The sequence below is a fragment of the Paraburkholderia lebeckiae genome (assembly GCF_050436225.1).
GTDB classification, from domain to species: Bacteria; Pseudomonadota; Gammaproteobacteria; order Burkholderiales; family Burkholderiaceae; genus Paraburkholderia; species Paraburkholderia tuberum.
Window position 1 is genome coordinate 3976056 of sequence record NZ_JBNDLU010000002.1, and the last position, 12365, is coordinate 3988420.

Below are 12365 nucleotides of genomic sequence, written 5' to 3' on the forward strand. Positions count from 1 at the left end.
CATTGGTGCGCTTGGGCTTTCTGTCCGTGACACAGGTGGACGTGTCCGAGGTCGCGAAGTCGTACAACGTTCGCGTTCGAGCATTACAACGAGAAGCATCCCCATAGCGTGCTGAAATACCGCTCGCCTCGCTAGTTTCGGAGCTCGGTGGATTCGGCAACCTCAGTGTGAAGTTGTGTCTGGTATTACAGGGGCAACTTCACTGCGCGTCTTCCGTCTGTTGATGACTCTCAAAGAATCGATAGGCTCCCTTGCCGGCCCTTTTGGCGGAATAAAGTGCACGGTCGGCGTGCTCAAGAAGCTGATCTGGATTTTTCCCGTCTTGTGGCAAAAGGGCGATGCCCACACTGACACCGATGCGTACGGTGGTACCGTCAGCAAGCGTGAACGGCGTGTGGATCTGCTGGATGATGTGCTCGGCAACAATGGCGGCATCTTGCTCGTGCGCGATCTGTTCCAGAACGATGACGAACTCATCTCCCCCGAGGCGAGCCAGCATATCGGTGTGCCGCAGGCGGGCGTTGAGCCGAGCCGTGACTGCCTGCAAGAGTTTGTCGCCAGTCTTATGTCCGAACGTATCGTTAACCAGCTTGAATCCGTCGAGATCAACGAATAAGACCGCGCCGGGAACATCCTTCCGATAGCGGTCGAGCATGTGCTCCAGTCTCGACATCAGTAGCAGGCGATTTGGTAGCCCCGTGAGTGGATCGTGGTGCGCAAGCCGAACCATTTCACGTCGCATGTCCGATAGACGGGTATCGTCAATAAGCGTCCAAATGAGGGCGACCGTATTCCCGTGGTCGTCGGGAATAGCATTGATGCGCAGTGGATAGCGATGCGCGCCGTCGTACACGAGCGGGCCAGGCATTTCACCTTGCCAGCAGCCCGTGGAAGCGATGGACTTGCGGATTGCCCGATAGAGCGTCCGGTCGAAATATCCAGCCCAAAGGCGGCGCAGGTTTTTGTCCTGGATTTCATCAGGACGGTATCCGGTCATACGCATCAGTGAGGTGTTGGATTCGATCACGCATCCCCGGGCATCGGTGATCACAAGGCCGTCCGGACAATGTTCAAAGATCATTGCACGCAGCACGATTCGTTGAGCTGCGGTAATCGGAACAAGAGGTTTCTCGCTTTCCAAACTGCCTCCCTGAGTCAACGAGTCTTTCCCTGATCGTGTAGGTTAGAGGCCCAATGGGACAAATTGTGTCTTGTTATGGAAAGTAGTTTCCGGCGGTAGTGCGCGGGGTGGACGGCGACCGCTGTCATATGCGTTGTGAAGTCGCGGCCTAAAGAACTTCGGAAATGTGCCGTTAAGGCAGTCTTGAACAGTTCTACCCCTATTCCACCTCCGACATGCTGGATCGAGAAATCATGCAGGTCTTGCCCGATGCTGCCAGGGGCGAAGAGCCAATTTCCACTCCCGACGTACATCGCAAGCTCAGCGTCATGCTGCTCGATCCGCCGGTTGTGAAGACGGTGCAGCGACGGCTCGAAGAGATGCTCAAAGATTCGCTTGTTGTCATGGAGCAGCGCGGGAGGGCCAAGTATTGGCGCAAGGTTGCAGGAGCAAGCGGCCTTGCCGCAAAGGCGGCCGGCATGATGACGCACGACGAGGCGCTCGCCCTGCAGACGTTGCGTCGCTTTTCAACGTGGCGGATTCCGGCGCTGGTGGCCGAAACGCTTTCACCGTTGTTCGATGTGGCGGGCAAGCGTCTGGCGACGGTCAACAACGAGCACGAGCGGCGCTACCGTAAATGGATCGACAAGATCGAGGTCGAAACCGGCGGCTTCGCGCTGCGATATCCCGAGGTTGATTCCGATATCTTCGCAACTGTTTCGCAGGCGCTCTTTAACGAGCAGAAACTGGAGATCGTTTACCAGCCGCCTTCGAAGATCGACAATGCCGAATCGAAGACCATCTACCCGCTCGGGTTAGTGGAGGTCGGCGGGTTGGTCTATCTCGTGGCTGAGATGCAGCGCCATCCCCATCCAGCGATGTACCGGCTCGACCGTCTCGCATGCGCAACCATGTTGCCGGAGTCGTTTGCCTATCCACGTGGATTTCGACTCTCGGAATACGTGCGGGAACAACGTCAGTTCGACTTCATGGTGGAGGGCGAAATCGACCTGAGGCTGCGTTTCAGGAACGGTGCGGGGAACCATCTGCTCGAAGCGCCGCTGTCCGAGGACCAGCAAGCTGCCCAAAATGGCGATGCGCTTGAAGTACGCGGCACGGTGCTGTTGAGTCAGCGACTGAGGTGGTGGCTGAGGGCGTTCGGACCGAACGTCGAGGTATTGCAGCCGGCGAACCTGCGGGCCGAACTGGCGGAAGAAGCAAAGGCTTTGGGCGCGATTTACGAAGGACAGGGCGCATAGTGATGCTCGGACATGATTTGTCTCATGGGGTGTTTATCTTGAGAGAACAGCACATCGATGCTGCTTTATCGAACCTCGAACAGGAGAAACCATGTTTAATAATTATTCCCCGCTGCAACATCTGGCTGCCTTCGCGATTGTTTTCGTTGCAGCCGTGGCGGGAACTGCGGCAGTTGGCGCGTATGTCGATTCGGTCAAGTCCGATGCGCAGAAGGGATAAATCGACCTTTGGAATGGCAGGTTTGAAATAACCCGTCGCGTATGACGAACAAGCAGCCGGAAGCGATATGCCAATACGCCCAGCGCCCTTTACGTTGAAATGTAGTCAATGTGGATGGAAACATACATTTGCCCCGCATAGCGATGTCCTGGTTCCGAACGTGGACATCCGTTCCCATTGCCCACGGTGTGGTGCACAGGCGTTGGCCCGATTGCAGCCCAATCTGGTCGAGCGGGTTTCCGCGCGATTAAGACAGGTCTGGCCGCGCATGTGATTGAAGTGCCACGGACTAATTCGGCTGCATCGCAAGTTATTCACCAGAAAGGTTCACCATGAATTCTCCCGAGCTCCTGCTCAATAATCTGAATCAGTCTCTTCGTGCGCTGAGAGGCGCAAGTGCTGTGCTGGAAGGTCCGGGTATCGATGAGGAACTGCGGCCCGTGATGCAGCGGCTGCTGCTGGCGCAGGTGCTGGGAGAACTGTCGATAGTCGCCATTGGCGGGTCGCAAGGTGCAGGCAAGACGACCTTGCTCGCAAAGCTGTACGACCTGTCGTGCGATGAGTCGTCGTGGCTCAACGCCAACGAAGGCCGCGGCGAGCAATTGCCTGTCTTGATCCTTGAAGATCAGAACGCGACCACGGCGCAAGGCTACCTGCGCCGGCTCGTTTTCAACAAGCAAACGAAGCAATGCGAGCTGATGGAAGATCCGGTCAAGGACGCACGCGAGTTTCGCAAAGCATGCGGGGGCGCCGATTCCGATGTGCTGCTGCCCGTCCTGCGCGTGCCTCCGAAGTTCTTTTCCGGCACGCGGCAGGCATTGATGCTGCTTCCCGGCTACGAGCGCGCGACGCGAGAAAACCGCTTGTGGCAGACGATGATGCGTCAGGTGATGATCGGCTCGGCGGGTTGCGTGATCGTCACCGACAGCACGCGCCTCGCAAACCAGCAGCAACAAGAAATTCTCGGCGACGCGCTTCAGGACGATCTCAAGACGCTCGACACGCTTGTCGTCGTCACCAAGACGGAAGAACTGGCGTCTAATGCGGAGAAGCTGCAGGCGATGCGCACGATCGCGGCGCAGACGTTCGACATCGCCGAGCCGGACCGTCGCGTGATCACGGCGGGCGTGACCGATGCCGACTACGTCAAGCAATGGCTGCCCGCGCTCGAAGTGGCGATCAGACAGCTGGGCGCGAGCACGGTCGAGCATCGTAATGCGCAGCTCGGCAATCTGGAAGAAACGGTCGGGACCGACCTGGGCCGCGTGCTGTCCACCGTGCAAAGTCGCGCGCGCACGTATCTCGCACGCAACGACGATTCGGACAGCGCGCAGGCAATCGTGAGCCGCTGTCTGGACGCGTTCGATGATTCGAATCGCGATCTGCGAGAGAAGTATCGCAGGCAGATCGAGCAGATGTTGCGCACGCGTACCGGACACGCATGGGATAACCTCCAGGAGCGTCTTAAGAACAATCACGAAGGGTTCGTGGAGAAGGTCAAAGGACTCTTCGATAAGGCGACTGAAAGCCATCAGAAGCTGCAGGCCGACGTTGCTGGCGCGTGGGACCATGGTGGACCGGTCGGCGACTCGTTCATTCAGATCGTCACCACGCTCGTCGAGGCACGGCTGGGTGCCCCGGCATTGCCCGTCGCCGCGAAACTGACCAACGACGCGGCGGTACCCCAGCGTCTTGGCTACGCGGATGACAAAGGCAATGCTGTCGCGTGGAAAAAGCTTTCCGACGACACGATCAGCGACCTCAAGGCGCTCTTCTGCCAGGTCAGAGAGGAAGACACGCAGATCGAGACCAGCAAGGCGCTGGACGCCAATATCAAGCTGCTGCCCGCGCTCGGTCTGGAGTACGTGCGCGCGGCCAGCCTGCTTCCGGGGCTTGTCAGGCTCGACGAGCACGGCGTACAGGCCAGCCTCGACGGCGACCTCATGACGTCGCTGACCAACGTCCGCGGCCAGCTGCAGGCGTTCCAGTCCGAAACCAGCACGATTCTGAAGGGCCTGGCAGTCGTGATGGCGATCGACTTCTTCGCGGACGGCCAGATGAATTCCGTCGCCCCGCTGCTGAAAGTGCTCGGCCTCGGTGCTGCCCAGGCCACCGAAGCCGCGGCGACCGGCGCGACGACGGCCGCATCGACCGCCGCCACCGCGATGACGGCGGTCTCGGCCATAGGCGCGGTCGTGGCGACCGCCGCCACGGTAGGTTTTCTCGTCTATGCCGGCATGCGCGAGGTCCGGCAGTACGACAATCAGGTCCGCAGCTACGCCTATGCAGCGCTGCAAGGCATTCAGGATCTGCACGAACGCCATTTCATGTCGCATTTCGACGACCTGATGGGCCATCTGCGTGATCGCCTGAGTGAAGGCCTGCGCCGCCGCTTCAAGCTCGATGAGGCGCTGATGCGCCAGGACCGTCTCGCCAAGGCCATTGCGGACGCAAAGCAATACCGGCTCGATCTGCTCGACGAGATCGCGCGCTCGGGCAAGACACTCGATATCTATCGGGGGCTGCTCGCCGCATGAACGCACGAGATCCAGCGGGCGAGCCCACTCTCGCCGCACGATGGGCGCAACTGAGCGCGCAGCGAATCAAATGGGCCTTCGGCGCCTACGGACGCTTTATCGGCAGCCTGGGCGAGGAAATGCGCGCCCACTTCCCAACCGGCGACGCACGCGGCGAGGCCTACGTTGTCGTGTTCGGCCGCACGCAGGTCGGCAAAACGACACTGCTGCTCGATCTGATGGGTGTGTCGCCGCAGCATGCGGTGCGCGTTTCCAGGGTCTTGCGCGGCGGGCGCGAGATCGGCAAATCGGCCACGGCTACGGCAATGGAATATCGCCGTTCGCCCGACGACCGCTGGCGACTCTATTGGAAGGCCGAACAGGTGCTGGACGACGACAAGGCCATGGAAGAGGAGCTCGGCAAGTTGCGCGAGAACATGTCCTCCGGCCAGCTCGTCGTGGACGCACCCGTCAAGGTCTCGATCCCGGCCAGTTGCTTCGACGCCGCGACCGACGGCACGCTGCGCGTGCGCATGCTCGATCTGCCCGGCGACAATCCGCGCGACGACACGGAGCAGGAGCACGTCACGGACATGGCCGAGAAGTTTGTGCCGAACGCGGACCTGATTCTACTTGTCGGGCGGGCGGACGATCTGTCCTTCCTGAATCCCGATGCGATGACGCTGCCGCGCATTCAGGACTGGCGCATCATCCCGCAGCGCTTTCGTATCGTCACCACGTATTCGTTCACGCCCGACTCGCAGCGCAAGGCTGCGGAGTCCGTCGGCGGTCCATTGGACGCGAAGTATTTCCGTCAGCGCCTGCGCGAACAGATCGAGACTTTCGGGCGGCCGCTGCCTGAAAGCGAAGTGCCGCCGGATTTGCTGTTCCCGCTGGAGTTCGGCGACTCGTGGGCGAGCCAGGCCGCGCGCGGCGACGGATTCCATGAGCGCGTCAATCCGGTCATCGAGCAGCTCAAGCAGCAACTTCGTCACGACATCGAGGAATCGGCCACGCAATATGGACGTCTTCGCTCCGCTATTCAGGTTCACGTAACCGCGGATAACGTGAAGGCGGCGCATCTCAAGCAACTCGATAAGGCGCTTGAGACGGAGCGAACGAAGCTGGCGGAGCTCGATAAGGAGTATGCGCAGGTCGCGAACCGGCTCGATCTGGCGAAGCAGAAGATCGAGCGGTTGGTTGATGTCGGTGCCTTGAAGGAACAGGTGCTGGCCGCAATAGAGCCTGATTGCCAGGTGATCGCCGATTGGGGAAAAGAGCGTGGCGGGCAATTGCGAAAGGGGCTCGATACAAACCGGAAAAGTTTCTCGCTTCAGATCGTGCGCTACTCGTCGGAACTATTGACGCGCGCGCGCGATTATCGGCCGACTCTGCTGCAAGACGGCAACGAAATTTTCTGGGTGGATATCACCCCGGAAGAGGAGCCCGATGCGGGCCGGCTGCGCAAGACCCTCGATGGTGAGTTCCCGGCAATCAAACTGAAACTCTCAAAGTACATTTTCGACGAGTATTTCCCTAATGTTTCGGACGACTTCAGGGCCGACAAGATGCTACTCGATTGGGAAATGGGAAGTGCCGCGAGGACCGTCATCAAACGGCTCGTCGAGCACTGGACGACGGTCGCCAAAGACCGCATCGAGCGAGCCGAACTCGAGAAAAGGCTCGCTGAATCGCACATCAGCCTAGGCCGCCTCGACCTGAACGAAGTGGACCGCCGGCGCACGGCGCAGCGCGAAACCGTTGCCGCGCGCGAACACGAGCGCGAGTCGTTCAGCAAGCGCCTAGATAGGGAGCGCGCGGCGAGCGGCAGCTTCCGGCGACATCTGGATGAGGCTTATCTGAGCGCACTGCGCGAGCGCACGCGCGAGGCGCGGACGGCCGCCACGCCGTCGGAGTCGTTGCTGCTGTACCTCTCGGCGGCTCAAATGGGCGAAGAACGTAGAAACATACTGATCGGACAACAACCATGAACGCAAAAGACTTCGATTACGCAGATCCGGAACTGGAGGAAAGCATCCAGAAGGAAGAGGAAGAACTCGGTCTGCTGTTGACCCGGGTGATGAGCCGGTCGCTTGAGCAGGTTACGTCGAGGCTCGTCGGCATGGAAAAGCGTGTGATCGACGTGGACGAAGCGATGCGCACCGTCAAGGAGACCACGCTGGTCGATCTCGTCGGCCAGGTGCAGGGAGTCGAAGACGGACTGAGCACGCTCAAGAAAGCGGCGCAACGAAACGGCGAAGAACTGGGCGAGATGCTCACGGGCCGCCTCGACGAAGTGCGGCAGGACATCTCGACGATCGGCACTGGCCACGAGCGTCTCCAAACGCAGTTGACTACAAAGGTCGAGGAGAGTGGACAACAGATCAAAGCCGGCCTCTCGGCGTTGACTGCGCAAGGCGTTGCAGCCACCGCCGAAAAGCAGGTGACCGATGCGCGGCTGGTCGCAGCGGTGGCCATGCTGCGAACCGGCATCGACCAGCAAAACGAAACACTGAAGAGCGCCGTGGAATCGCTCGACCGGCAGTTGCAGGCGCAGCATCAGGCCAGTCTCGACGCGCTGGCAGCTGGGCTGGCCGAGGTAATCAAGCGCGTAGGTGTCGTGCAGCGCAGGGTGCGATGGTTCGGCATCTTGGGGATATTATTCGGAATTCTTATTATAATTTTATCTTTGTCGCCTCACTGATAATCTCCAGATTTTACGTCTCGACAGCCACCTGGCAGGGGCAGGGTGAGTTTCGGTTAATACACCTGATGCGCTTGAACGAAGGTACTGTCGACTGTAACCAAGATCGTCGGCAATCGGTCTGCGCGCACACAGCCGCAAGCGAACATAGCACTTCAGTGCAAGGCGTCCAAGCAGGATTGCATAGCCACCACGACACGCAATCCTGTTTTCTTTCGAGATCGTCCAGCTTTCCGCTATGAACCGCTACTGCACGATGTGATGTAACGGTCGAAACACTCCAGCATGTCCTGCTCATGAGCCTGTGCTCGTTCGTCGCTCCACGTTTCGTTTTCGTAGATCAGTGCCATTTTCAACGAGTCGAGTCTGGACTTGTTGCTGTTCAGGAAGCGTTGGCGTTTCTCGTTGAACGGCAGGTTCCCGTATTCTGAGTTGACGCTGCGTGAGACGAGCGCCAAATTGCCAAATCGGTCCATCATTTTGTCGACCCGGTAGTCGTCGCGTTTGCTCGGCGTCTGCGGTGAAATATGCTCGACTGAGTTCTTCGCGGTCAGTCTGAAGCGCTGCCATTCGTCCGACTTCCGTTTCTGCTGATGCCACAACACGAACTCAAGTTTGTAGAACCAGTAATGCGCAAAGTTCACGCCGCCCGGCTGGGTGAGCACGTCCCGGTACACGAGGCTCCGCCGCTGCCACGGATCTTCCATGAACGAGCGTGTGCGGATTGCCAGGGGGGCGTCCGCGACCGAGCAAAGCAACTGGTTGTCGAGGTTCTGCAGGAACTGAAAATACTCATCGACCGGTGCATCGGGGCGTTGCATCATGAACGATAGCAACGGGGTCAGCCAATAGTGCGTCGTTATTTCCTGCGAGTGATACAGCATGCTTTGCAACAACGCGAAGCCGCGATGCGAGTCGGTGTCTCTCGATCGGTTGATGTAGCTCCGGTTCGCATTCTTGGTCGTCGTGGTGCTTGTCGTCACGCTGCTGATCAGGTGGATATCCTCGTCGCCGCGGTCCACCCACTTGATCACGTGGAAGTCAAACAGCACCCGCACTTGCCACAGCAGGTCGATAAATTCGCGCACATCCTGCGCGCCTGTTTCGGAGCTGAAGAAATACTCATCGAACAGCGTCAGCAGCTCGCGGTCCAGGATACGGGGCAAGTCGGCGCGCTCGCGCTGGCACAGCCAAATGCGCAGCACATGCTGCAGCAACAACGGGAACCCGACGATCGAGCGCACCCGCCCAGGGGCTACGGCGGTTTCCTCCTCGGCCGCCTCGTCGGCGTCGTCGGACTCGACGCCAAGGATGGCCGCCATGTCCAGCGCTTGATGGTCGCCGGTCGCCTTCAGGCGGCTGCCGATCTCGTCGCGCACGGCGTTGCCATTGCGAAGCCGCTTGCCTGCGTACAGCGCATGGACTTCGTAGGCCGGCAAACCGGACAGCGCCGCGAGGTTCCGTTCGCAATAGTTGTCCATGTCGGCGCAGGCGCCCCAAAGCACTGCGAAACCCGCGCGTTCGCGCTCGTCCAGCGCTTCCAGCATATGCGCCTTAAGGATCTCGTGGTGCTGCAGCTGAACCCCGCGGTTGTTGACCACCTCGAACAGTTTGTTCAGGTCGGTCTCGCGTGGCACCTCGGTCACCACAAATTTCACCTTGTCGAACACGAATGTGGTGAGGCGGTTCCAATCGATCGTCTTGGCCGTTCCTGACGCCGCTTGCGCCCGAGCGGCAAACGCCTGCTTCATGCACTCGACAGCTCGTCCCATGCGCTCGAGACCGGCCTCGTCCGACTCGATGAACGTCGCATCCTGATTGGCCCACGCGTCAATCATCCGGTTGACCTCCGGGCGAATGGCGAACCGAAGCCTCGATTTCTTCGTCCGACCAGCCGGCACCGTCAGGAACGGCTCAAGCGCATGCCGCCACGCGTGAGAAAGCATCCAGAGCGTCGTGAAGCGCTGTTGACCGTCAATCAGATCGAACACGCGCTCGGACGGCACCACGTCCGCGTTGGGAGCGGACTGTTCGACCATCAGCACGCCTCCGAGGTAGAAGAGCGACTCGTCCCGCTCGAATGCGTTGATCAGGTCATCGAGAAGCGTCTGTACCTGGTCCGCGCCCCAGACATAGAGCCGCTGATAGATGGGCACATTGAAGCGCCAATGGGGGCGCTCGTTCGTCAGCTTCGCCAGGCTGTACAGCCCGGAGTTCAATTGCATCGTCGACATGCTCACCCCTCCGACAGTCGCTGCGCGACCCACTTGCTCTTCGCCGCGAGGCCACGGTCCGACGGTTGTCCGTAGTAATTGAGAACCGCTTGCTTGTACGTGGTCTGGACGCCGCTCTTATCCATGTCGATCTTTTCACTCCGGTAGCTGTCGTAGCGCTGACTTTTCAGGTTGTCGATGACCTGGTCCGGACGAAAGGCGCCGGCAATCACGTCGAGGAGGTTCATCACCGGCGCATCGCGGAAGAACTTCTGCGCGCTCTCCTGCCTGACCTGCTGTTTCTCGACCCGAACCGCCCCCAATGCATGCTCCAGCCAGAGCGAGAATTCCCACAGCCGTTCGCTGCCGAACTGGTCCGTGTAGAACAGCGCAGCGAGCAGGAAAATTTCCTCGAGGAACAGTGAGTTCTTCCGGACCAGCCGCCGGTGCACATCGCGAAAGCGAAGCACGTCGCGCTCGGCGGTCTCATCCTGCATCAACCGCCTAAGCATTGCTGCATATTTGTCCGCGTAAAGGAAGAAACCCAGGCCGCGATGAATCGGCTGCCGAATCGCGAAAGGCAAGTCGGCGGCATGCGGGCTCAGCGAAATCTCGCTCAATTGCAACGCGCCGTGGCCATCCTCGGCAAGGGTTAGCGATAAGGCCCGTCGGTTGCTGCGGGCCTGATAGAGCGGGACGGTGTTGTGTGCGCCGTCCGCCTGCAAACTTTGCAACTGGAATTCATGTAGCAGCGCATCGTGATCGCCCTCGATCGCACGCTTGCCCGTCCAACGCCGGGCTCGCCACAAGAAGCGGGTGAACATCGTCTGTACCAGCGCCTGTTCGTGCGACATCACCGGCGCGCTGTTCTGCAGTTGCTCCCATCTCTTGGCGCACTGTCTTTGCAAACTTTCCTGCTGGGCGGTCGTTTCGCCGGTGACCGCACGCAAGTGATACGCCTTCAGCAAGTCGGTGGCATGCAGCGGAACGCCTCGATTGTTCTGGGTGTCAAAGAAAGTGAACGCCAGGTCCGCATGGTCGACCTGTACCACGGTAAACACCACGTTCTCGAGCAACGTCGTATCGAGCCTCGTCGTCGCTCGCCGGAATTGACGTGCCGCCACACGAATCAAACGCGCCGACGCAGGCGAGTAGCGCAACGCGCATTGCGGCGGTAGCTCGTCGTGAAGGCTGTGGTAGAGCACGCATAAAGCGGTCAAGCGTTGCTGGCCATCGATCACGTAGCGCTTCTGCTTCTCGGCGTTCCGGTGGAGCAGTACCGTGCCCATGTAATAAGGCGGCTTGGGCGCTGGCTGTCGCTGATAGGCGACCAAATCCTCTATCAGTTGCGCGACCTTGTCATCCCCCCACACAAAGCCGCGCTGATACGTATCCACCGCCAGCGGCCAGTCTGCCGCATCAAACAATTCGTTGAAGCTCCGTACACCAACGTCGACCGGATTGCCGGTCGCGTTATTCCTTTCACCCATTTCCGTCCCTGTCCTTGGAGCAATTCCCGCATTGTCTGTTACTTCGGCGCGAACGTTCCGATAGCGCTTCAATTTCTGGAGGAGCCGTCATAGGTCAAACTCCCAATGCAGAAGCGCGACACATTCTTCGGAGTGAGACCATACCGGCGGCCTCTCCGCATGGGCAATTGACTGCAGTCGCCTAGTTCTGCCCCGTGTGCTACGTGTTCGTTCGGTGAGTTTGTTCTCCGGCGTGCCCATTCCCCTATAAATCCGCAAAGAACCGAAAAAAAAAGCGGTCGACCGATTGCCCCGGCGACCGCCGAACACACGCCGAAGATTAGAGTCTTCAGCCGCACCAGGCGCCGTCGGTGCCTGATTCTTTGTGCCACCCCCGCAACCTCTCCACGCGTCGCCTTGTGCGGCCAGCGATCCCCGATGAGGCGCGATGGGCGTTCGCTCAGTTCTGGACGCAGTAGTTGCCGTCCGAGTGGTAACCTGACGGGCAAGATCCACTCTTGGGCAAGACGTTTTTCGGGTTCGCGCTGTTGGCCACACAATAGTTGCCATCGCTGTGCCAACCCGACGGGCATGAGCCATTTTTTGGGATGGCCGGCTTGGCGTTGGCGTTCGGCACGCACATGTTGCCGTCCGAGTGATAGCCGGAGGGACAAGAACCGTTCTTCGGGATTGGCATGGCCTGCATCGTCATGGGACGTTTCCTTTGTTTTTCGGCGTTCATAGCGACGCCGTGGCGCCTTCCTGCTTAGCTGGTTTACGGCGTTGAGTCCCGTCAAGAGTAGGGCCTTCTGCCCCGAGCCCTGCTCCACGCTCCGCCGATTGTTCCCTGCGAGTTTCAACGGA

Annotated in this window: 9 protein-coding genes; 5 read left to right on the forward strand and 4 right to left on the reverse strand. The window is 59.6% G+C overall.

Annotation, left to right across the window (positions count from 1 at the left end; translation table 11 throughout):
- Positions 1–199: 199 nt before the first annotated feature.
- Complete coding sequence (locus OKW45_RS32860; RefSeq protein ID WP_429473039.1) at positions 200–1141, reverse strand: diguanylate cyclase domain-containing protein; 942 nt, start codon at positions 1139–1141, stop codon at positions 200–202.
- Positions 1142–1374: 233 nt separating this feature from the next.
- Here OKW45_RS32860 and OKW45_RS32865 point away from each other — a divergent pair, with 233 nt between their 5' ends.
- From OKW45_RS32865 to OKW45_RS32885, 5 genes are all read left to right on the forward strand, one after another.
- Complete coding sequence (locus OKW45_RS32865; protein WP_429473040.1) at positions 1375–2379, forward strand: helix-turn-helix transcriptional regulator; 1005 nt, start codon at positions 1375–1377, stop codon at positions 2377–2379.
- A 91-nt stretch (positions 2380–2470) separates the two neighbouring features.
- On the forward strand, positions 2471–2599 hold the full coding sequence (locus OKW45_RS32870) for a hypothetical protein (RefSeq protein WP_429473041.1): 129 nt from the start codon (positions 2471–2473) through the stop codon (positions 2597–2599).
- A 332-nt stretch (positions 2600–2931) separates the two neighbouring features.
- Positions 2932–5136: a hypothetical protein gene (locus OKW45_RS32875; RefSeq protein WP_429473042.1), complete on the forward strand. Its 2205-nt coding sequence runs from the start codon at positions 2932–2934 to the stop codon at positions 5134–5136.
- Positions 5133–7106 (forward strand): GTPase family protein, encoded by a 1974-nt coding sequence (locus tag OKW45_RS32880; RefSeq protein WP_429473043.1) that lies wholly within the window; start codon positions 5133–5135, stop codon positions 7104–7106. Before OKW45_RS32875 ends, OKW45_RS32880 begins: the two co-directional genes overlap by 4 nt.
- Entirely contained in the window at positions 7103–7819 is a 717-nt protein-coding gene (locus tag OKW45_RS32885; RefSeq protein WP_429473044.1) for a hypothetical protein, read from the forward strand. Before OKW45_RS32880 ends, OKW45_RS32885 begins: the two co-directional genes overlap by 4 nt.
- A gap of 236 nt (positions 7820–8055) precedes the next feature.
- Here the strand turns inward: OKW45_RS32885 and OKW45_RS32890 are convergent, their stop codons facing one another.
- The 3 genes from OKW45_RS32890 to OKW45_RS32900 form a co-directional block, all read right to left on the reverse strand.
- The gene (locus OKW45_RS32890) at positions 8056–10053 is read right to left on the reverse strand and encodes a DUF262 domain-containing protein (RefSeq protein WP_429473045.1); all 1998 of its coding nucleotides are present in this window, start codon (positions 10051–10053) and stop codon (positions 8056–8058) included.
- Positions 10054–10055: 2 nt separating this feature from the next.
- The gene (locus OKW45_RS32895; protein ID WP_429473046.1) at positions 10056–11522 is read right to left on the reverse strand and encodes a DUF262 domain-containing protein; all 1467 of its coding nucleotides are present in this window, start codon (positions 11520–11522) and stop codon (positions 10056–10058) included.
- A 439-nt stretch (positions 11523–11961) separates the two neighbouring features.
- Positions 11962–12213: a hypothetical protein gene (locus OKW45_RS32900; protein WP_429473047.1), complete on the reverse strand. Its 252-nt coding sequence runs from the start codon at positions 12211–12213 to the stop codon at positions 11962–11964.
- Positions 12214–12365: the final 152 nt, after the last annotated feature.